This window comes from Faecalicatena fissicatena, assembly GCF_016900595.1.
Lineage (GTDB): Bacteria > Bacillota > Clostridia > Lachnospirales > Lachnospiraceae > Claveliimonas > Claveliimonas intestinigallinarum.
Window position 1 is genome coordinate 284,575 of sequence record NZ_JACLYY010000002.1, and the last position, 20,392, is coordinate 304,966.

At 51.9% G+C, this 20,392-nt stretch carries 20 protein-coding genes; 1 reads left to right on the top strand and 19 read right to left on the bottom strand.

All coding sequences use genetic code 11. The features are described 5' to 3' along the window. Window positions 1-63 precede the first annotated feature (63 nt). The 14 genes from H7U36_RS03490 to H7U36_RS03555 all read right to left on the bottom strand — a co-directional run bounded on the left by H7U36_RS03490 (window position 64) and on the right by H7U36_RS03555 (window position 14,437). Window positions 64-795, bottom strand: coding sequence for a tyrosine-protein phosphatase (locus tag H7U36_RS03490; protein WP_205148627.1), 732 nt, complete (start codon window positions 793-795; stop codon window positions 64-66). After that, window positions 792-2,270: a tyrosine-protein kinase domain-containing protein gene (locus H7U36_RS03495; RefSeq protein ID WP_205148626.1), complete on the bottom strand. Its 1,479-nt coding sequence runs from the start codon at window positions 2,268-2,270 to the stop codon at window positions 792-794. Before H7U36_RS03495 ends, H7U36_RS03490 begins: the two co-directional genes overlap by 4 nt. Before the next feature lie 17 nt (window positions 2,271-2,287). Continuing rightward, window positions 2,288-3,703: a tyrosine-protein kinase domain-containing protein gene (locus H7U36_RS03500; protein WP_033126778.1), complete on the bottom strand. Its 1,416-nt coding sequence runs from the start codon at window positions 3,701-3,703 to the stop codon at window positions 2,288-2,290. A gap of 1 nt (window position 3,704) precedes the next feature. After that, window positions 3,705-4,538 (bottom strand): immunoglobulin-like domain-containing protein, encoded by an 834-nt coding sequence (locus H7U36_RS03505; protein ID WP_205148625.1) that lies wholly within the window; start codon window positions 4,536-4,538, stop codon window positions 3,705-3,707. 22 nt (window positions 4,539-4,560) lie between these two features. Then, complete coding sequence (locus H7U36_RS03510) at window positions 4,561-6,312, bottom strand: ABC transporter ATP-binding protein (RefSeq protein WP_330637020.1); 1,752 nt, start codon at window positions 6,310-6,312, stop codon at window positions 4,561-4,563. A gap of 102 nt (window positions 6,313-6,414) precedes the next feature. Beyond that, window positions 6,415-7,158, bottom strand: a complete 744-nt coding sequence (locus H7U36_RS03515; protein WP_205155715.1) for an ATP-binding protein — start codon at window positions 7,156-7,158, stop codon at window positions 6,415-6,417. A 53-nt stretch (window positions 7,159-7,211) separates the two neighbouring features. Continuing rightward, entirely contained in the window at window positions 7,212-7,640 is a 429-nt protein-coding gene (locus tag H7U36_RS03520; RefSeq protein ID WP_205155716.1) for a hypothetical protein, read from the bottom strand. Next, entirely contained in the window at window positions 7,627-8,706 is a 1,080-nt protein-coding gene (locus tag H7U36_RS03525; RefSeq protein ID WP_205155717.1) for a radical SAM protein, read from the bottom strand. The genes H7U36_RS03520 and H7U36_RS03525 overlap by 14 nt, the downstream gene beginning before the upstream one ends. Next, complete coding sequence (locus H7U36_RS03530; RefSeq protein WP_205155718.1) at window positions 8,703-9,029, bottom strand: PqqD family protein; 327 nt, start codon at window positions 9,027-9,029, stop codon at window positions 8,703-8,705. The genes H7U36_RS03525 and H7U36_RS03530 overlap by 4 nt, the downstream gene beginning before the upstream one ends. A 128-nt stretch (window positions 9,030-9,157) precedes the next feature. Beyond that, window positions 9,158-9,952, bottom strand: a complete 795-nt coding sequence (locus H7U36_RS03535) for a response regulator (protein WP_243426685.1) — start codon at window positions 9,950-9,952, stop codon at window positions 9,158-9,160. Next, a complete protein-coding gene (locus tag H7U36_RS03540; protein ID WP_205155720.1) occupies window positions 9,939-11,627 on the bottom strand; it encodes a sensor histidine kinase in 1,689 nt (562 codons plus the stop codon). The genes H7U36_RS03535 and H7U36_RS03540 overlap by 14 nt, the downstream gene beginning before the upstream one ends. A gap of 128 nt (window positions 11,628-11,755) precedes the next feature. Next, window positions 11,756-13,030, bottom strand: a complete 1,275-nt coding sequence (locus tag H7U36_RS03545) for a nucleotidyltransferase domain-containing protein (RefSeq protein WP_205155721.1) — start codon at window positions 13,028-13,030, stop codon at window positions 11,756-11,758. Window positions 13,031-13,346: 316 nt separating this feature from the next. Further along, window positions 13,347-14,273 carry a hypothetical protein gene (locus tag H7U36_RS03550; RefSeq protein WP_205155722.1) on the bottom strand — a complete coding sequence of 309 codons (927 nt, stop codon included), beginning with the start codon at window positions 14,271-14,273 and terminating at the stop codon, window positions 13,347-13,349. Beyond that, a complete protein-coding gene (locus H7U36_RS03555; protein ID WP_205155723.1) occupies window positions 14,270-14,437 on the bottom strand; it encodes a hypothetical protein in 168 nt (55 codons plus the stop codon). Before H7U36_RS03555 ends, H7U36_RS03550 begins: the two co-directional genes overlap by 4 nt. Before the next feature lie 437 nt (window positions 14,438-14,874). On the opposite strand from H7U36_RS03555, the gene H7U36_RS03560 reads away from it, so the two are divergent. Then, window positions 14,875-16,161 (top strand): IS110 family RNA-guided transposase, encoded by a 1,287-nt coding sequence (locus tag H7U36_RS03560; RefSeq protein ID WP_307875402.1) that lies wholly within the window; start codon window positions 14,875-14,877, stop codon window positions 16,159-16,161. Between the two features lie 340 nt (window positions 16,162-16,501). On the opposite strand, the gene H7U36_RS03565 is transcribed toward H7U36_RS03560, so the two are convergent. From H7U36_RS03565 to H7U36_RS03585, 5 genes are all read right to left on the bottom strand, one after another. Continuing rightward, window positions 16,502-16,909 carry a DUF3842 family protein gene (locus H7U36_RS03565; protein WP_033126305.1) on the bottom strand — a complete coding sequence of 136 codons (408 nt, stop codon included), beginning with the start codon at window positions 16,907-16,909 and terminating at the stop codon, window positions 16,502-16,504. A 244-nt stretch (window positions 16,910-17,153) separates the two neighbouring features. Continuing rightward, window positions 17,154-18,014 carry a DNA damage-inducible protein D gene (gene dinD, locus H7U36_RS03570; RefSeq protein WP_033126304.1) on the bottom strand — a complete coding sequence of 287 codons (861 nt, stop codon included), beginning with the start codon at window positions 18,012-18,014 and terminating at the stop codon, window positions 17,154-17,156. Window positions 18,015-18,060: 46 nt separating this feature from the next. Continuing rightward, window positions 18,061-18,222 carry a glycine zipper domain-containing protein gene (locus H7U36_RS03575; RefSeq protein ID WP_171031494.1) on the bottom strand — a complete coding sequence of 54 codons (162 nt, stop codon included), beginning with the start codon at window positions 18,220-18,222 and terminating at the stop codon, window positions 18,061-18,063. A gap of 57 nt (window positions 18,223-18,279) precedes the next feature. Next, a complete protein-coding gene (locus H7U36_RS03580; protein WP_033126303.1) occupies window positions 18,280-18,480 on the bottom strand; it encodes a hypothetical protein in 201 nt (66 codons plus the stop codon). Between the two features lie 350 nt (window positions 18,481-18,830). Beyond that, window positions 18,831-20,306 carry a S1C family serine protease gene (locus H7U36_RS03585; RefSeq protein ID WP_052084075.1) on the bottom strand — a complete coding sequence of 492 codons (1,476 nt, stop codon included), beginning with the start codon at window positions 20,304-20,306 and terminating at the stop codon, window positions 18,831-18,833. Window positions 20,307-20,392 lie beyond the last annotated feature (86 nt).

Here is a 20,392-nt window from a genome sequence, read left to right on the forward strand (position 1 = left end):
GCTGTTATAGTAACACATCTCCCTGACAGTCTCTATAGGAATTTTATATCATCTCAGTTCCGGTCATCTCTGTTCAGAGCCCCGGTCTTTCAATATCCTCGCAGGCGTCCTCCACAGAAGATCCAGGGCGGCCTCCCGCCCGTACTTCAGCTCTACCAGCTCCCTGACCTCCCTCAGGTCCGGCGTGCGGAGCACCGGGTCGTGGGCGTCCGAAGCGACGAGCCCCGCCAGCCCCCGGCTGAGTATCCAGTCCGCGGTCCGGCCGGCCCGGCCTCCAAAGTCCCCCAGCAGGCTCCCCTTGTTGACCTGCAAGAGCAGCCTCTCTCCGACGATCTCCCGGAGGCATCCCGGATCTCGCTGGACAAAATCATATCTCTCCGGGTGGGCTAAGATCACCTGATACCCCTGACGATCCAAAAACTCCAGCCGCTTCCTGGCCCGGGCCTGCGGGATGTCAAAGACAAACTCCGCAAGGATCCAGTTCCCGCCGCGCAGCCCGGGCAGGCGGTGCCTTTCCGCGTAACGGAGGGTCTCCCCGGTCAGGAGGATCTCCATCCCGCCGGCCAGCTTCAACCGGATCCCGGCCAGGCGGACCTCCCGGCGCAGCATGGCCAGCCTCTTCCGGTAGTCCCGCAGGCAAGCCCCGGGATCCCCCTGCGAAAGATTGCCGTGGGACGTAGCCGCAAGGATAGTCACACCGCTGTCCGCAGCCATCCTCGCCATCTCCAGAGCGTCCTCCATGCTGCGGGCCCCGTCGTCAAATCCCGGCACGATATGAGAGTGCAGGTCTATCATATAGCTTCTCCCTCTTCCTGTTTCTGCTGATATTTTCCATAGCCGTATTTTCCGTAGCCATACTTTCCATACCCGTAGCCGTATCTGCCGTAGCCGTAGACTCCCCCTGTCTCCGGGCAGTTATTGAACACATAGCCGGCAAAGGAGGCCCGGCGGCCGCTCAGAGACGACAGTCCTTCCCGTATCCGGTTCTGAGGGACCGTATCATATCTTATCACATAGAGGATCAGGTCCGCGAACTCCGCCAAAAGGCCTGCATCCTGGAACATCTCGCAGGGCGGGCTGTCTAAGATCACATAGCTGAACCGCTGCCGCACCTCCTCAAAAAACACACGCAGCCCCTCATCCGTCAGGATAGCTGCCGGCTTTTCATATTTCCGCGTACTTCCCAGGAAATGGAGCCCGCTGTCTTTGATCCGCCTGATCACCGCCCTGGTCTCCTTCCCCTTCTCCGCCGCATCCTTCAGGTCGTACTTTCCCCTGATCCCGAGCAGGTCCGCATCTGACGGTTTCCTGAGATCCCCGTCTGCCAGCAGGACCTTCTTCCCGTCCGCTGCCAGCATCCGGGCCAGGTTCACCGCGACCGTAGACTTGCCCTCTCCCGCGGCCGTGCTGGTGACAAGGATCACCTTACAGCCCTCCCTGCCCGCCAGCCTTCCTATCCGCAGGCGGAGGGAGCGCATGCTCTCCCTGTAACCGTGAGGGGTCCTCTCATCCAGGACGGAGATACGCTGCTGTCCCTGATTCTTTCTGGCTTTTACCTGGAGATGCGGGAGCATGGCCAGGCATTTCAGGCTGGTCACTCTCTTCATCTCCTCCGGATCTCTTGCCGTCCTCCGGAACAGAGCCATCACTCCCAGGATGCAGAGCGCCGCGAACGCCCCGCCCGCTCCTCCAAAGGCCAGGCTCCTCTTCACGCTCATCTGGTTAAACGGGGCCGTTGGCACTTCCATCTCATCCAGCATATTGAACTGGATCTCCCCCAGCACAAACCGGGCCGTCTCCGGGTAGATCTCCAGCGCCGCCGACAGGATATCCGCCGCGTCCTGCGAATCCGGGCTCTCCGCCCGCATGGTGACCACATTGGAATCTGTGATCGTCTCCGCCGATATCGTCCCGTTCAGCTCATCCGTCCCCAGCTGATCCAGGAGCATGCTGCGGAAGTAGCTGCTCTCCAGCACATAGGGGAACGTCTTTGAGAGCTGGTCGGCCGTCGTCTGGTCATAATAGAAGCTATAGCTTCCGCTGTCCTCATCTCCGGTAGCCACCGTGAACGTGGCGCTGCTCTGGTACAGGGGGGTCTTTCCCAGCCTCTGGTACAGCGTGAACCCGGCCGCCCCGATGGCCGCCAGGAGGACGACCGCCCACCAGAACCTCAGCAGGAGCTTCCACATCCCCCAGATCAGCCGCCCCAGGTCGATCTCTATCTCATCTTCTGTTTTTTCTATCCTGATATCCTGTCTCTGGTCTGCCATATCACTACCTCTTTCGCCTAGCCGTTTTTCTCCAAAGTCCTCTCCCGGTCCGCCTGGTACCCGCCATAGCCATAGCCGCCGTAACCTCCCTCGTCTGCTGTCCGCAGCCACTCCCTGTGGAAGGCATTTAAGATAAATCCGGCGAAATCTTTCCCGCTCTGCCATATCATGTCAACCGTGTCGTTGATCGTCCTGACGTCCGCGCCGTCCTCCCTCACCACAAGGAGCACGGAATCCACCACATTGATCCAGACTTCCGCGTCCGAGGACACGGCCATGGGAGAACAGTCCACGATCACATAGTCCATCCGGCTCTTCCAGCTCTCCAGCAGCGCCGGGAGCCTGCCGACGTCCAGGAGCTTCGTCGTATCCTTTACGCTCTTAAACTGGAACAGTTCAAAGATCCGGTACTTCCCGCTGTACCAGAGCGCGTCTGACGGCTCCGCCTTCCCCGCCAGCACGTCCGACAGCGCCGCCCGGTCCCCCTTCCTCTCCTCAAAGATCTTGTGCATGGCAGGCTTCAGCAGGTCCCCGTCGACCAGGAGCACTTTCCGGTGCTTCTCCGCCATGGCCAGGGCCAGATTGGCCGCCACTGTTGATTTGCCCTCATTTTCCATCACGCTGGTGACCAGGAGGACCTTCGCCGCTTTTTTTCGCAGGTGGTACTCCACCCGGGCCTCAGCCCGCCTGGAACTCTCCGCGAATCCCATGGTCACCAGAGGGGACTCCAGAAGGATGGACTGCTTATCCTCTGCTCTCCTGCCTCTCTTTCTCTCAAAGGGGATGATGCCCCGCACCTTCCCGTCCAGCTGCCTCTCTCCTCCCGCCGGCGTCTTCACCGTAAACCGCAGGAGATAGAACAGGACCACGATCCCCGCCATGGCCGCCATCGCCAGCAGCACGAGGATCGCCCGCCAGGACATGACCCACGAGGTGTTGGACGGCTCCGTAGGCACCTGGGGCTCCTGCACGATCTGCAGGGATGAGTTGGCAAATACGTCCCCGGCCACATCCTCGTAATTGCGCAGCGCGGAGATCAGATACAGGTACGCCTCCCTCGGGCTTTCGCTGGTCGCCGATAATGTCATCAGGTTCGTCTCCGTGACAGGCGAGCAGGCGATCTGGCCGGAAATATCCTCCCCGGTATCCTCTCCGATCCGCGCCCGCAGGGCGTCGCTTGCGAACACCTGGCTGAAGACGTCCGCCATATCCGAGGCCAGTGACAGGGACGAATACGTATTTTCCTCTCCCTTCAGGCTCACCACCAGGGTGGAGGAAGACGTGTATTCCGGCTGATAGGTCAGGTTATGCCAGCCGGTGGCGAGAAAGAACATGGAAACCCCTGCCATCAGGATCATCCAGAGCTTTCCCAGAAGCTCCATGCAGAGCCCGCGCACGCTGATCTCATCCAGTCTGAACAACTCCCGTCCCATCCTACTCACCTCCTTCCACGATCACGGTCAGCCAGGTCTCCCCCGTATTTCCGGCGGCGTCAGCTGCCTGGTAATGGATCTCGTAACACCCCGGCGTGTTCACGTCCACGCCCGACTCGATGGAAACAGTCCCCGGATCCAGCGCGTTCCCCGCCGTGTCCGTCACACCCGCCACGTAGGAGGCCGGGTCGATGGACTCCCCTGCGGTCAGATACACGATCCCGCCCGTCAGCGCGATCCGCACATTCCTGTTCTGGGCATTCACCACATGGACCGGCAGGTCCGCCGAGGCGGTATCGCCGAAACTGTTGGTCACCTCCACAGATACGGTGTAATTTCCCACTGAAGAATAGTTTACATCCGTATCCGTCTGGACGATCCACTCCGTCCTGCTGCCGTCCAGCTGGTCCTCCGCGCCCAGCCGCGCCATGGTCTCCGTATAGGACCCTTCTCCCTCCGCAAATACCAGAGGTTCTGTCAGGGTAAACCTGGGGCCGTGATAATCGGTAAAACGGACCTCCCTGGTAAGGGAGGCGCTCTGCCCCGCGGAGTCGAAGACCACATAGGTCAGGTCGGAGACGCCTGCCTCCGTAAAACGGGAGAAAGCTCCCGCCACGATCTGGTCCGTCAGGTCCCCGTCCTGCTCATCGGAGGCGCTCACGCCCTCCATCAGCTGTTCCATGGTATATGCACAGGGGATCTCCAGCACATCCCGGTCGCTGAACATCTCGGGCGCGTCCGGGTCCCTGCCCTTAAGCTCCAGTATCTCCGATACGCCGAACAGAGCGGCGGACAATATAAACACGACCATCAGTCCTATCTTTACCAGTCTCATCTATACCCTCCAAAACATGAAATCAAAATTCTTCCAGGAACCTGCGGATGCCCTCTTCATCCACTTCTTCCAGCCTCTGTCCGCCCACCTCATACACGCGGCTGCACATGGAGAAGACGCTGGGGCGGTGGGCCGCCACGATGACCGTGCGGTCGGGCTCCTTTTTGATGATCTGCCGCAGGACCCGGCGCTCCGTAGCCACATCCAGCGCGCTGGTGGCCTCGTCCAGGATCATCACCGGAGCGTCCGCCAGCAGGGCCCTCGCGATGGACAGCCTCTGTTTCTGCCCCTCGGAGAACCGGGTGCCTCTCTCCCGCACTTCTGTGTCCATGCCGTTTTCCAGCTTCTCCACAAACTCCCAGGCGCAGGCCGCCTCAAGGGCAGACCGTATCTCCTCATCCGAGGCCTCCGGCTTCACCATGCGCATGTTGTCCGCGATCGTGCCGGAAAACAGAGTGTTCCCCTGGGGGATGTAGCTGAACAGGCAGCGGGTGGAGGAGGACGCCTTCAACTCCCTTCCCCCCGGGTTCCCCACCCGGATGCCTCCCTTCTGGGGATGATACAGCCCCAGGAGCAGGTTGAGGGTGGTGGTCTTCCCCTGGCCCGACGGACCGATCAGCGCCACGATCTCCCCCGGCTCCGCCCGGAAGGAGGCGTCCTGGTAGATCCAGTCCTCCTCCTCATACGCGAAGCTCACATCCTCCATATGGACATACACGCCGCTCTCCTGTCCTTTTTGCCGGATCTCATCCGCCTCCTCCTTATCCTCCATGGAATCTCTGGGAAGGCTGGTGATCTCCATGATCCGCTCCGCGCTGATGCCGGAGCGGATCACCATGGGCAGCAAACCCAGTATGCCGCTGAAAGACCCCCGCAGGGAACCAGCCATGGACACGAACATGGTCATGGTGCCGTAGCTGATCTCCCCCTGCCACAGGCGGAAGGCGGCGAAGCCATAGCAGGCGTATCCCACCGCCTGCCCCACCAGGGATGTGGCGATGGTCATGGACTGCTGGAACCGGTTCTGCTCCAGCGCCAGATCCACCGACTCCCTCTGGATCTTGTGGAACTTCTCCGTCACCCGGTCGATCATGCCAAAGGCCTTGATAAACTGCAGGTTCTGGAAGGTCTCCTGGTCGAACACAGTGCGGTCGCTGGCCACATTCTGGTTGTCCCGCTGGAACTGTCGCATCTTCCTGGCCGAATACCGGGAGGTGAGGAAAGAGACGGGCGCTCCCATGAGGGCGATCAGCGCCATCCAGGGGTCATGCTGCACTACGATGATGAAGGCTCCCCCGAAACTGATGACCGTGGTCACCACATTGGGGAGAAACGTCAGGATGGTGTTGGCCACCATGCCCGCATCCCCGTTGACCCGGTAGAGAAGATCGCCGGAGCGGTACTTTGCCAGCGACTCCCAGTTGGTCCGGAGCACCTGCTCATAGATATCTCCCCGGATCTCATTGGTCACCTTCAGCCGCACTTTCAGGGACAGCCGGGACTTTACCGCGTTGATGAAGATCTGGGATACCCCGACGCCCACATAGGTGCCCGCCACCCGGACGATCTCCAGGGAGTTCACCCCGGTGATGGCGTCCACCAGGTCTTTGCTGACCACCGAAGTGCCAAGGCTCAGGACAGACCCGGAGGCACCAAGCAGGATATAGCACCCGATCAGCAGCCAGTAGCGGCGCACATAGGCGTACATCCACAGGAGCTCCGCAGTGAGCTCCTTAAGTCTTCCCTCTTTGATCCTCTGAATATAATGCTTCACTCCAGCCAGCATCTTATGTAACTCCCCTTTAAAACACGAAACCTCATTCCCATATCCCTCCGTGGTCTCACGGGAATACGGGAATGAGATTTCCCCCTTTTATCATAAATTTCCAAAAATCTTTTCCTCAGTCAGACGGACCGCGTCCTCGTCCGGGCGGCAGGAAAGCTCGTAGACGGGCAGCGCCGTCAGAAGATGATCCAGGGTCTCCAGGCAGAGCTCCATGCCGTTTTCCAGCCAGGTTGGATAAATAATATTGTTAGACACACTCTGAACCTTTTCAAAGTTCTCCAACTCACGAATGGAGTTTTCTGATGCCTGTCGCAAAACAATCAAAACATGGACCGGAACATTGGTATTCTCGCAGTAAGGCGAAGAACCATGCCACGGTGTGCCCCACCCGAGGAAACATTCGTCTGTTTCCTGGACGAAATTCATATCACCATTAATAATCAATGCATCTCTATACTTGCTCCACAATTCAGCCATGGTCGTTTTTCCGATACCGGAAGGCCCAAGAAAAAGCAGTCCCTTCCCTTGATAGTCAATCATAGAACTGTGGATTTGAATCATGTTGTGTTGAACGGCGTGAGCATAAAAGGCTTGTAGTGCAAAAACACTTAAGCTTCGTATTTCCCGAAGTTTTAAAATCTTCAATTTATCCCATTCGGAATTTACAAACATAACATCGCCATGTCTTCTATAACACGCTACTTTACTATTTGATAATTTATATTCTTCTAATCGAAACATGCAGGTATTATATGTCAATTCTTCTATGTGAATTTGATTCAATCCTTCTTCATTAGATTCGATTTTATATTTTAACCAAGCCTCGTCAATCAATCTGCTTTCAATGTCAACACATATATCTATTATCTTAAAGAACATTTATCATTTTATATATGGCGAATACAGCTTTTCGGTACAGGACTCATATCAATAAACCGCCCCTTGCTACCATCATCTGGCCATGTTCCAAGAATACCATCTAAAGAGTCAGGCTGTAAATCAGCAAGATACTTTTTAAAACCCGCTAAATCGTTTGTATATGTACTGCTCAAACCACTTGTAGAAAGGAAGCCACTCCATCCTCCGTGGGAAAGCCAATTATTACTATCACTCCAATACCAATCAGTATTCCTATATCCACCGCTTTGATATACATTATTTACAATTTGATAATCCCAATACAGATAATAGGATCCTTGTTCTGCTCCTTCTCCTCCACCATCATCTCCTGACATATCAACATCATATAAACTTATACCATTATTCACTTCAGTTGCTTCTACAGCAATGTATGTTTCTCCACTAATAAAGCTCATTTTTTTCCCTCTTTTCTATAAAATTGATATATTTACCACAAAATGAGTCTCCCACTTGTTCCGGGTCTCCACATTCCGCATTTAAAATCCCCGGACATTTTAAACATATTTTATTTGCTTTGCACGAGAGGCATTCAACTGGCCAACTTAAGTTTTCTTCATAATCAATCAATTTCTTCCATGCCTTGCTAAAGCCTTCCGATAAAACTTTATTGTTGGGCCTATCCATCAAACTGCAAAAGCGCATATCGCCATCCCATGTAATCCAATAGCCAATCCTATGCTCTTTGCAAAATGTGCACGGTAATTCTTTGATATCCACCGGATAATGCTGTTCACGGTATATAAGAAGCCTTTCCCACTGTTTTGTATTATAAAATTCTGAACACCTTTCTTCTTCTATCTTTTGATTATCACTTCGAGTAGCCTTCTGAATATCCTTAGTAATATGGATTCCTAGCCTCTTTTCTTTTACATACCCCATCATGTTATACACATCTGTTTCGTTTTGTTTTATAATAGTACCGACAATTTCCAATGGTATTTTTAATTTTTGGAGGAAATCAATTCCTTCATCTACCCGTGTAAACCCATTCTGTATCTGACAGACCTTTTCATAGACCTCATCACTTGAACCATACAATGTGATTTTTACATGGCGCGGCGGATATTGTTCCAGCAATTTTGCCATCTTGCCTCGGATTAACGAAGCATTCGTCTGCAGTGTGATAAAAAACCCCATCTGCGACAGTTCTTTCCAAATCGTCTCAAATTCCGGATGCATCAGTGGCTCTCCGCCTGTAATACACAGCCATGTAGTCCCGGCGTCTTTTGCTTCCCGTGCAATCTGTAACCACTCTTTTGCATTCAATTCTCTGCCGTACTTTGGAATCTGCCCCTCTTTTAGATGCACATAGCACATCCGGCAATCAAAGTTACATCTCGGAGTAAGTTCAAATGTTCCGGATATAGGAATTGTATCGGCAAAAGCCTTCTCCCATACTGCTTTATAAAACGGATCTAGCCATTCCATGCGCCTGCAGGCCGGTTCAAACTCATAACTCATGATCTTCCATCCTTTACAGGTATCGTCACGGAAATCTTTCCTCTGATCACTCCATCATCTAAAATACTGTTATTCGACAAAGTATTTAGGAACTTATCAATATCCTCCGCCGCTTTCTCCTTGGTCACGCCCGTATAGTGCTCCATGACCCGCTTCACCAGGTCGTCTTTCTCAAACTCATGGTCCTTCATATAATCCCACAAGTATGCAGCCGAAGCCGATATGTACACGATATTGGTCACTTCCCGCACCCGTTTCCCGGTCGGCACGATCACGTACTGCCCCGCCACTTCCCGCAGGATCAGCCCGTCTTTCACCCTCATCTTCCATCACCTCTGCCACTGCAGCCCCGAAAACAAAAAACGGGGCGTTCTATACTGTCCACTTTGACTATATATGGACTAGTATAAAACGCCCCGCGTTACAAAACCGTTACTCACATATATTTATATCACCATTTTCCTTCTGCGATCTCCAGCCGGGCCGAAGTCTCCTCCGCCCAGGAGTACTCCTGGAGATACCGGCCGGACGCCCGCCAGACGCGCTGCGCCTCCACGTTTCCCTCCAGCAGCTCATAATAGTCGCAGTCCACCTTCCTCACATCGATCTGACACGCTCCCCGGCTCCCGGAAAACAGCTCTTCAGCCCCGTACTCCGCCAGTAACTGCCGGATCTGCATGACTGCCTTCCGGTACAGGTTCTTCACCCGGCTGTCATAGGCTCTGTCCTCCCACAGCTTGTCCGCCGCCTCTTCAATGGTCACCATCCCTCCCCGATGGTCCACGCAGAGAGCCAGCAGCTCTTTCGCCTTGGCATTTGGGAAATGCACTGCCTTTCCATCTATAAAAACATCAAATCTTCCGAAGGTGTGGACATATACCCTTTTTCTCTGACGTGCAGACAGCAGTCTCGCGCGCTCCAGCACCTCCGCGATATCCTTCCGGTCATAAGGCTTCGTCAGGTAATAATCTGCCTTCACCTTCAACGCGTCCAAAGTATAGTTTTCATACCCCGTGATAAAGATCACCACCAGATCCGGCCGGATCTCCCGCAGTTTTTCCGTCAGCTCGATCCCGTTCATCCCCGGCATCTCGATGTCCAGAAATGCCGCCTCTACCGGCTGCTCCTTTATAAATCCCAGTGCTTTAAAAGGATTGGTAAACGCCCCGACAGTCTCAACGTCTGGCATATCCTCAGTCTCAAGCATAAACTGCTGCAGCGCCAGTTTCTCATCATCCACGATCATGACCCGCATGGCATTCATCTCCTTTTCTTTCTTCTTTTGGGAATGTGACCGTCACCTTGGTCCCCTCCCCCGGCCGGCTGTGGATATCCAGCCTGCCGCGGGCGATCTCCCTGATCCTGAAACGGATATTTTCAAGCCCGATATGGCTGAACTTGTCATTGACCTTCCCTCGCTTCTCAATGCTTTCTACATCAAACCCGATGCCGTCGTCTTCCACTTCCACTACATAGGCGTCCGCCTCCTCACGGCTCCGGATCGTCACTGTGCCTCCGTCCATCTTTGCGCAGAGCCCATGCTTCACCGCATTTTCCACCAGAGGCTGTACGGACAGCGGAGGTATCTGGAAGCTCTTAGTCCCGATGTCTTCTGCCACACACAGCCGTTCTCCAAACCGTATCTTCTCAATATTCAGATAAGCATTGATATGTCTCAGCTCATCTGAGAAAGAGATTAGCTCCCTCTCCCCTACATTTTCCAGGTTCGAGCGGAGATAGGTGGAAAAATCATACACCGTCTTCTGGGCCTGCTCCGGATCAATCTTAATCAGCGTCCGGATCGAATTCAGCGTATTATAGATAAAATGCGGCTTAATCTGGCTGGCCATCAGCTCTGCCCTGCTCTTTCGGAGCATCCGCGCCAGCTCCCTGTTTTCTCTCACTCTACGAAAAAGAGAAATGACACTGATACGCAGAAGATTCACAGAATAGATCAGGATGGCCACACGCATAACCCCCCCCACCTGGCCGCTGTCACGGTAAAAGCGGACTACTTCTACAATTCCCGCAAGGAAAATGATCAAAAGACACACGATCTCTGACCGGATAAATTTCCCCTTTTTTCTCCTGGCAGCCAGGATATGGATCAGCATCGCATACCCTAGCAACGCTGTCACCAAAGAAACTGTAACAGGGAGGAGCTCCATCAGATCCGGCCCTCCCAGAAATTCCGACATCAGACTTGCTCCCACATCTGCCAGGCAGATATAGAACAAGATCCTGGTCGCTTTTCCACAGATATCCGGCCATCTGTGATACAGATATGCCGCCACAAACACCGGACAGAACAACAGGGACAGAACAGCAAAGTAGTGCCATGCCTCCAGTCCCACAATCCCAGAAGGAAGCCTGGACTCACCACACAGCCAGAATGACACAAACACCAGAAGGATCCCCTGACTGATAGGCCAGCTATCTAAATGGTATCTCCGGCTGATGACAGAAAGCAGGACGATGACAGCGCCAACTATGCCAGTCAGGAAACTCGTCCGATATACCTTCGACTGTCTGGAAATGATCTCCGTCACCATATCGTCAAAATCTCCGTAGTACACCTCCCCGATCCCTCCGGAAAATCTGGCGTAGGGAGAACGGACCACGATCCGTATCTCCTCCCCCGCATCCGTCTCATTTAACCGGACAAAGTTCCAGGCGCTGGTCAGCTCCCGCCCGATCAGGTCTTGCTCCGGGAACTGATAGGCAAGACGCTCTCCCACATACACCTGCGCATACTGCATCCTGGAGCGAAAAACGATCGCGTCACCGTCCCTCACATCCTCCGGCACCACTTTCCAGAAAGTAATCTCCACATTCTTGGGAACATCGAAGCTGGCAGGCAGCGAAACCGTCCCCTCCTTTTCCTGAAAGCTATATGCCCACCCGTTACTGTAATCTTCCATTCTCCTGCCGCTGAACAGGTTCTGACGGGTAGAAAAAATGAGAAGTAACATGAAAACACAGAAAAGGACCAATGCTATGATCTCAGAAATCCGTGTCACCTTCCTGTCTCTCATGTTTGCTTCCTCCTTTACAACCCAATCTTCTTCAGCAGTCTGTACTGTTTCCTTGCTTCATCCACATTTTTACTCTTGTCCAGGCCGCGAAACGCCGCCTCCATTCTCCGTCGCTCCAGCAATCCCTGTCTCCACCGCCTGATCCAGGCCAGGGGGAGCAGCGCCGGATGCTGTTCCACCGCAGGCATAAAATATACCATATGCTTCCTCTGCGGAAACGCGATCTTCCAGAGTGCTTTTGCGCGGATCAGCACAGACACATGGTCCGTACGATCGTCTATCCCCTTCCTCAGGCGCCGGATGCTGTCGTCTCTCTCAAACCCGAACACTCCTCCGGTCATGATATAGGACGCCAGCTGCCCGAGGACTTCCTCTGCCTCTTTTTTTTCGGTCTTTGCTCCCGAAGGGACCTGGAACCACTCCCGACAGGCCTGCAGCAGCGTCTTTACAAAGACATCCAGCCGTATTTTCCTGCATTCCTCCCATATATAATTCCAGTCCATCTGCTCCTGATAAGCCTTCAGATATAAGGCAATATCCATCACCATACGAATCCCCGCCCCAGTGCTGTTAAGATGCTTCGCCAGGTGGAAACACAGATAGATAAAATGGTCCTCCAGGGAAAAATATCTCCTGCTTTTCCCAGGCACTGTGCCGGTCACTGGGCCGCTCTCCCCGTGTCGCACCTCTTGAGGGGCCTCTTGTCGCATCCCCCGAAGACTCGGACGCGGCCCCGGCTCATCCTGCAGCCGATCAAAAGCTTTCGCAAAATAGCTTTCGTAATCCACCTGATTCCAGCATTTCCCGAAAGCCAGCCTCCTGTGGATCTCATAAGACAGCGTTCCGTTCGTGCAGGTCCACACCGCGCTGCCTTCCCCTTCTTTCGTATACCCCAGCCCATTCAGGACCCGGAGCGTCTTCTCCATATCTTCATCCCGCACCAGCACATCCACATCTCCCATCGTGCGGAGCTCCGGATCCGGATACAGCTCCCGCAGCTCATACCCTTTAAAGAATGCGTAGGGGATCCCGGCCTGCTCCATACGGTCGGCGAACATTTTCACTTCTTCCTCCAGCTGCACCGAGCGAAAGATCGTTGCCATACAGATCTCCCGGAACTTCCGTGCCGCCGGGTCTTCCGCGCGGGTTTTCAGGACCGGCTGCAGCATGCTGCTGACAATACCGCCCACATTGTGCTTCTGTGCCGCCTGATACAGCGCTTCCAGGGAAACATCCCGGAGGGAGCCTATACTGCGCCCGTTTGTAAATGCGGCTAAGATCTGTATCAATATCTGGTCTTCACGGGTCATTTCCTGTCACCTCGTCCATACCCTTCCTTGATAAAAATGGTGTAAAAAGTCCGTCCGTGTACGCTCATACCTGCTGTATTATATTAGCACATATCTCCGACAGCCGCTAATAAAAAATTCCCTCCACGTGGCTATGCCATGCAGAGGGAAATCGTTATTTATGAGTCTTGGGCAAAAACTATATGAAATTTACTATTCCACCAGCGTTCCCATTTTAAAAGATTCGATCATCAGCTCCAGAACCTGCGGATTGCACTCTCTATACTTTAAATAGTACAGCACCAGATCTATGTATTCATCCAGTTTTTCCCGGTTTTCCCATTATATCCTGCCATTCCCACATACGCTTTTGGGAATCCGCGCCACGATATCTCTGTATTTCCTCTTCCAGGGCATGCTTTCTCATAAACTCATAATACCATCTGTTTTTTTCTTTATCGCGCTTTCCATTTAAATAGTCTATTATATCGATATTGTATGTCTGCTTATTAAAGCTGTCAAAAAAGAATATCTGGCGAAAAATACATTTGTCTACTTGGAACCTATCTCCTGATATGACCACTTCCAGCACATCATTTCCAATGATTTCTATATTTGCGTAGTATTCCTGACTGTTTTCAAGACATGTGTCAATCCCCTGTGTTATGTTACAGATATAAGCCTTAAACTCCTCCGAATCTTCAAAGGGCAACGCACCATGCCCGATCATATTATTCCGCCATTCTACGATGTTACAGTTGTCACAGAAGTCCTTCGCATTTTTTATAACCTCTGATAACGCCGGTATTTTCTGCTCTATAAATTTGTTTTTCGACAATGTTTCCAATATATTGGACCAATCTCCAAGACTCAATGTCTTCGTTATCATTCGACTAAGGATTGCTTCTGTTATCCCCCTGATATCTTCTTCTTTTTTGTCCGAATATCGAAAAAAGAGATAGGAAAGTCCTAAAAGAATGGGCAGTTTGATTACAACCTCTGACAAATCTTTAAGCTCATACCACGCTCCCGCATACTGATCTTTCCCTGCCAATGAATAAAATCTGCGATACTCATGTTCTATAAAGTATGGAAATATTTTTTCACGGAAAGCCTGTTCGAGTCTGTCGTTTCTTTTTTCAATCAGACTATTATCTTCCAAAACAATGCTCATTCCCCATCTTCCTCCCCTCTTCGCATCTAAAGGAAAACCAGCAGCAAACGCCGCTGGTTTTACCTTCATCTGATAATGGCTATATCGATCGATGTACCATTACCTGTCTGGGCATCTACAGTAATCTTCTCACATGGTATTGCATTGATATTGATCCATATCAGAAAGATCACCACGCACCCCTTTACTTTCCTAAAACTCTTACATCTGTTTTTCTTCCCTGGCTTCTTCATAGTCAATCTCCTCGTATAATAAGCCTGTACCCCAGATATACAGGGGTGGGATTATTCACTTTTAATGGTATAGAGGAGTCATCCCTCCGGAGGTTCTCTCCCTGATTTTCATCCCCTATACTGTTTACATGTTACTCATATTGCCAAGTTTTCCCGGACGTTTATAATAGAGTCCATAGGAATGTCCCAAAGGGTACCGCTGTTTCTCCTTGCAAGTTGCACGGTATGTGTTTCCTCACATCCCTGTCTCCATTGCTTAGATAGCTTGCGCCCTTGGCTCCACACTTCAGATGCTTACACAAATGTTGCACCTGTCCCGTCAGCTTCCAGCAGGGTATTTTCGGGGCTTTAATGCTGATTACGCGAGGTTGCATGGTGTGGTGGTCCGGGATCCAGCCCTTGGCTTTCCTTCCATCAAATCGAAAGGAGGTGATACTGTGAAGAACCGTATGAAATTCGATCACCTTTCAACGCTTTGTGTCGGCCTTGACATCGGTTCCCGCATCAACTTTCTTACTGCTCTCAACTTTGATTCAGACCGGCTCATCAACATGCGCCCTGTTCCCAATGCGTCCAACGGTGTGGAAGCTATGGAGTCTATGATCCTTGCTGTTCTGGAGGCAAATCCCCAGTTCAGATATCTTCTGATCGCCATGGAGTCCACCAGTTTCTACGGCGTCCATGTGGCGAATTATCTCTCCACCACTGACAAGCTCAAACCATATGGTGTTAAGGTTTTTTGCCTGAATCCGAAAACGATTGCCAACTACAGGAAATCTTTCACTGGACTTGGCAAAAACGATGGCATTGACTCTTTTATCGTTGCCGATTATGTCCGTGCCGGACGGATCAACATCGAGCCCTGGCGCGGTGCCCAGTATCTTGCCCTGCAGCGTCTCACAAGGCAGCGCAGGCACATCAATGAAGCGATTGCCAGGGAGAAGAACTATGTCCTGAACAACGTCTTCCTAAAGTTCAGTGAGTTTGCTCTCCTCAGCGGCGAGGAAAGCCCTGTTTCCGATAAATTCAGCGCTACTGCCGAAGCAATCCTGACTGAGTACAAGACTACGGAGGATATCGCCAATGCCCCTTTAAAAGAACTAATCGACTTTATCTCCGCTTCCGGACATGGCAGGTTCTCTGATCCGGATCAAGTGGCCAGCCTGCTTCAAAAAGCAGCCCGTAACTCTTACCGGTTGGATAAGGCACTGTATGAACCGATCACCACATCCATCGCCTGTTCCTTTAACTGCATCCGTGCTTTTGAAAAAGAGCAGAAAGCTCTCGATAAAGCCATTGCCGCAACGGTCGCAGGGTTAAATCCTACGGAGTACCAGATCCTGAAATCCATTCCGGGGATTGGACCCGTTTATGCCGCAGGGATCCTTGCTGAAATAGGGTCTGTACGCTGTTTTAACAGCAACAACGCCTTGGCAAAATACAGCGGCATCATCTGGAGAGACAACCAGTCCGGTGAGTTTGATTCTGAGGACACACCGATGATGAAAGCAGGGAACCGATACCTGAGATACTACCTGATCCAGGCTGCTGGCAGTGTGGTTAGATACTGTCCGGAATACACGGATTACTACAACAAAAAATTTGCTGAAGTTCCCAAACATCAGCACAAGCGTGCACTCGCGTTGACCGCCCGTAAATTAATACGTCTGATTTTTGGTCTGCTGGACAAGAATCAACTCTACTCTCCGGCAAAGAGTAGGTAATCGTATACCGAACTTTTTTCTTGCGGTTTTGTCGCAGGCCTATTTGTTGTACCCTTTTTTATCTGTTTTCATTGAAATCTTTTTTTATCACCTCTTGACATATCACCAAATTGCTGTCTTTCTAAAAAATAGCAAAAGAAAAAGGCACCTGCCTCTCTTCTGAGTGCAGACACCTTCCTGGTATCCATTCCAAATCTGTCCCTTTTTTAATTGAATGTACTTTACACCTGTCTCACGGTCTCACAATATCCTTACGCTGGCTGCCAGAAAGCGCTTCCCGCGCTCTTTACCTTCGCGGCTTCTGCCGTCATGCTCCGGCTTCCTGCCGGATATCCTCTGTCTAGTTCATCAGCTCAGCCAGCGCTTCCACTGCGCTCTCTACTCTTTTTGCCATAGTCAGGTCTGCCACGCCCACTACCAGGTTATCGCACAGATTGACCGGGATCAGGATCCTCTTCGCCTGGCTCTGCCCGATGGACACCGCCATCCGGGGTGTGATCTCGCCAAGCATGGAGTCCGCAATCACAATTCCCACAGGTCCCATGATCACGTCTACCTTCCCGCACGCCACAGCCACGGAGTTCTCCCCTGTGGCCGCCTGGTCCGCCCCTGCTTTGAGCATGGCGTTTGTGGCAGCGCTGTTGGTCCCCACCGCCAGAACCTCCATCTCCGGATACCGGCTCTTCACAGCCGTCACAAGCTGACGTCCCAATCCGCCGCCCTGGCCATCTATAACGAGAACCTTCATACATTCACCTCCGCTGCCCTTTCGCCAGGATTTCCCTGTACTGGCATATTTCTGTAATCAAACAGTCTTTTTATAGTTTACAGAAAAGTATTTTCACTGTCAAGCAAGAAAACATCTGTTTCCATTACAGCCTCTGCTTCCGTTACAGTCCGCTTCTATTACAGTTTACCGCCGGATGGGCGCAATGGCAAATACCTGTTTGGCATACGCCGGTATAGCTGAAAGGCAGAGTACCAGTATAATTTTATTCATCAAGCATCAGTTTGCCTGCTTTTGCCTTTGCTTGCAATCGGGCGAGCTGTTCCTTTTCAACTTGCTGAATACTTTTTTCTGGCGTCGGCAAATCTTCAGGCATCGTACCACCTATTTTCTCGATAGCGCCACGAACCTCTTTTCCAACTTTATAGTGGGTAGACGTCGCTTCTTTTGCTCCTTTTATTTCATCTTTGCGCAGTTTTTCCTCTGTCTGCGATATTCTAAACAAATTTGCGATAAGTTCCGTACTTCCCATGTAATCAAGAATTTTCTGACCAACCGCCAGATTCTTTTTCTTATGAATGTCATCAACATCCATGCCTCCATACAATCCCATATACCCGGCATTTTGGAATATTGCAAATTCTTCATTCGTAATAACTCCTGCATCATGGGCTGTCTCTGCAAGAAGTTGATTCCATTGCTTAATATCACCACGCACGACCAAACGCCTTCTGTCTTCATCCAACTCATTAAAATGATCTGCAACTTCCTGGCGATATGTCTGAATAGCAAAATATGTCTGACCAAGAGCAATAACCGCCTTACGCGGATCACCATTCTGTACAATCAGGTAGCAGGCATATCGAGTAAGCTCATAATCCTTAATCGGCTTATTGGTCGCTCCCGCACTAACGATTTTCCTGACCTCAGGAAAATCGCCCTCGATAACATGACCGCTGTTTTCACAGGCAATCATAGCACGCTTAATTACTTTTTGGAAATTTTCCCATTTATTGTATTCTAACGCCGGCGCAAGTTCTCTGGCCGACCAAAATTCACTGCCATCATCTCTGATATGCTTTATGTCTTCGAATCTCTTGTATTCTTTTGCTTTCAGCTTACTCATACAAATACTATTCCTTTCGATAAAAGCTAGAAGAAATCCTCATACTTCACTTCTTTTTAAATCGTCCGGCCAGCAGGCCAAAGGCAACTCCCAGGCCAAGGCCCAGCGCCAGGTTATCCCATATAAGCCCAAAGGCTACGCCCAGACTTATTCCTACTGCCAGATAGTCATCTGTATTCTTATCCTTCTTTTTTCTGTCCTGTTCCATCCTGTCCTCCTTGTAAGTGCCTGATGCGGATAGAGAGAAATTCCAATGTACTGCCGCTCAGTCCTTCAGCTTCTCCACATCCTCCATATAGATGGAGACTTCTCCACATTCCGGGCAGATGGCAACCTTGGGTTTCCCCATTCTACCGCCAAAAAGCTTCTTCTCGTCTGAGGACAGGACTATTCCATATCCGGCTCCCTCCACCTTGATCGCACAGTCTTCCTTCATCTCGCTTCCACAACGGATACATTTTCTCATCCTGCTAAACCTCCTTCTCAAAAATTGCCTGATAACACGAGGCTCGATCTGCCTGATAGGCTCTCTATCACCTATAGTATACCATGATTTTACTTCTGACAAGGTCTGCTTGCCGGGCATGCCTCATTAATGGGAAGCCCTATATTTTTCCGTGAAAATCTTGGAAATCAAAAAACAGCCGCCACTACTGCAATAGTGACGGCTGATGCCATAAAGTATTAAGTTGGTTCATTGTCGAGGGCAGACCGCTTCTGTGGTTTTCCCTTTTCTATTTCTCTTTTTTATTATCGACATAGCATATCTGGCATCCGGTTTTAAGCTCAGCTCTGCGCCGGCAAAAGCCTTGCACCTTAGTTCTGCTGACTCTGCTGGTTCTGCTGCGCCTCGCTTGCGGAGCCGAGAGTAACGCTCACGGTCTGCTCCTTGTACTGTCCCTGATCGGATCTCTGGACTGTCACATCCACAGTCTCACCGGAAGCGTAGTACTGAAGCGTATCCTTAAGCTGTGACATGCTGCTGATGGAGCGGCCGTCAAATCCTGTGATGACGTCGCCGGCAAGGATACCCGCTTTGTCAGCAGGCCCGTCCTTGACCACCTCAGAGACAGCCACACCTGTGGGCATGCCGTACATCTGAGCTGCCTCCTGGGAGACGTCCGCCCCCTGGATGCCCATGTAGGACGCCTGGCTCTCGTCCACCTTCTCCCTGGTCGTCTGGTTCATCAGACTTTGCAGGCTCTCCTCTGCCTTGTTGATGGGGATGGCAAATCCGATGCCGTCCACTGTGGTGCCGGACTGAGTGGTGGAACTCTTTGCCTCGTTGATGCCGATGAGCTCACCGTTCATGTTCAGCAGAGCGCCGCCGCTGTTACCGGAGTTGATGGGGGCGTCTGTCTGGATCAAACCTGTGGAGTTGATGGTGTTGCCGCTGTTGTCCGTGAGCTGAAGGTCACGGTTCAGAGCGCTCACGTATCCGCTTGTCACGGACTGGCCGTAGCCAAGGGCATTTCCGATTGCCACAACCTGCTCCCCGAGAACAAGGTCATCGGAGTCACCGATGGTGGCTATCTTGATCTGGTTCATGGTGTCGCTGGAGATATCGGACAGCTTCACAGCTACCACGGCCAGGTCATTGTCCGCGTCTGTTCCCTTGATCTGTCCCTCCACTGCCGACTCATCCACAAATCCTACGGACAGGCTGTCCGCGCCTTCCACAACGTGGTTGTTGGTGGCAATGAGGAGCTCCGTGTCATTCTTTCCCACAATGACGCCGGTGCCGGCTCCCTCCACCTCATACTCCTGGGTGCCGCCGAAGAAGCTTCTCATCTCCTCTACAGACATGGTGGAGATGGTCACAAGGGAGGGCATGGCGTTCTGGGCCACTTCTGCCACAGTGCCCTTGTCCTCGGTGCTTCCGGAGTTGGACACAGTCTGTGTGTTTGTCAGGCTCTTTTGTGCGTTGTGCCGGTCATAAAGGCTTCCAGCCGCCACATTGACTCCAAAGGCGGTTCCTCCTGCCACCGTTCCGAACACAAGAGCCATGGCCACCAGGATGGCCCATCTCTTTTTCATGCTCATAGGACCTACAGGCGCTTTCTTTGGCTTTCTGGCCCTGGCCTTTTTCATTTTATGGCCTGCCGGGGCGCCGGAAGCGCTCTCCGTCTCTGTATAGTTCATCTGACCGGGAGCGCCTGCCTCCTGACCTGCCTGCTGTCCGGCGCTTTCCAGTATATTCTGCTGCTGTTCTGTCTGCCCGCCGGTCTCTTTGGTCTCCTGAGTCTCTTTGTTTTCTCCTGTATATCCTTCTGTATATTTGTCATCCATCATATTATCCTGCCTCTTTTCCTCTCCTGTAAATGGTCTTTTTTCTTTTTACAAGACTGATTATAGGCCGGTTCTGTGATGGAATTGTG

Excerpts from the sequence above, each read along its gene's own strand:
- H7U36_RS03525 (WP_205155717.1), bottom strand. The coding sequence starts at position 8,706 with ATGAGTTATGAGTTTGAACCGGCCTGCAGGCGCATGGAATGGCTAGAT.
- H7U36_RS03550 (WP_205155722.1), bottom strand. The coding sequence starts at position 14,273 with ATGAAGGTAAAACCAGCGGCGTTTGCTGCTGGTTTTCCTTTAGATGCG.
- H7U36_RS03575 (WP_171031494.1), bottom strand. The coding sequence starts at position 18,222 with ATGGAACAGGACAGAAAAAAGAAGGATAAGAATACAGATGACTATCTG.
- H7U36_RS03565 (WP_033126305.1), bottom strand. The coding sequence starts at position 16,909 with ATGAAGGTTCTCGTTATAGATGGCCAGGGCGGCGGATTGGGACGTCAG.
- H7U36_RS03580 (WP_033126303.1), bottom strand. The coding sequence starts at position 18,480 with ATGAGAAAATGTATCCGTTGTGGAAGCGAGATGAAGGAAGACTGTGCG.
- H7U36_RS03535 (WP_243426685.1), bottom strand. The coding sequence starts at position 9,952 with ATGATCGTGGATGATGAGAAACTGGCGCTGCAGCAGTTTATGCTTGAG.
- H7U36_RS03490 (WP_205148627.1), bottom strand. The coding sequence starts at position 795 with ATGATAGACCTGCACTCTCATATCGTGCCGGGATTTGACGACGGGGCC.
- H7U36_RS03585 (WP_052084075.1), bottom strand. The coding sequence starts at position 20,306 with ATGATGGATGACAAATATACAGAAGGATATACAGGAGAAAACAAAGAG.
- H7U36_RS03555 (WP_205155723.1), bottom strand. The coding sequence starts at position 14,437 with ATGAAGAAGCCAGGGAAGAAAAACAGATGTAAGAGTTTTAGGAAAGTA.
- dinD (WP_033126304.1), bottom strand. The coding sequence starts at position 18,014 with ATGAGTAAGCTGAAAGCAAAAGAATACAAGAGATTCGAAGACATAAAG.
- H7U36_RS03520 (WP_205155716.1), bottom strand. The coding sequence starts at position 7,640 with ATGAGCTTTATTAGTGGAGAAACATACATTGCTGTAGAAGCAACTGAA.
- H7U36_RS03495 (WP_205148626.1), bottom strand. The coding sequence starts at position 2,270 with ATGGCAGACCAGAGACAGGATATCAGGATAGAAAAAACAGAAGATGAG.
- H7U36_RS03505 (WP_205148625.1), bottom strand. The coding sequence starts at position 4,538 with ATGAGACTGGTAAAGATAGGACTGATGGTCGTGTTTATATTGTCCGCC.
- H7U36_RS03540 (WP_205155720.1), bottom strand. The coding sequence starts at position 11,627 with ATGGAAGATTACAGTAACGGGTGGGCATATAGCTTTCAGGAAAAGGAG.
- H7U36_RS03500 (WP_033126778.1), bottom strand. The coding sequence starts at position 3,703 with ATGGGACGGGAGTTGTTCAGACTGGATGAGATCAGCGTGCGCGGGCTC.
- H7U36_RS03530 (WP_205155718.1), bottom strand. The coding sequence starts at position 9,029 with ATGAGGGTGAAAGACGGGCTGATCCTGCGGGAAGTGGCGGGGCAGTAC.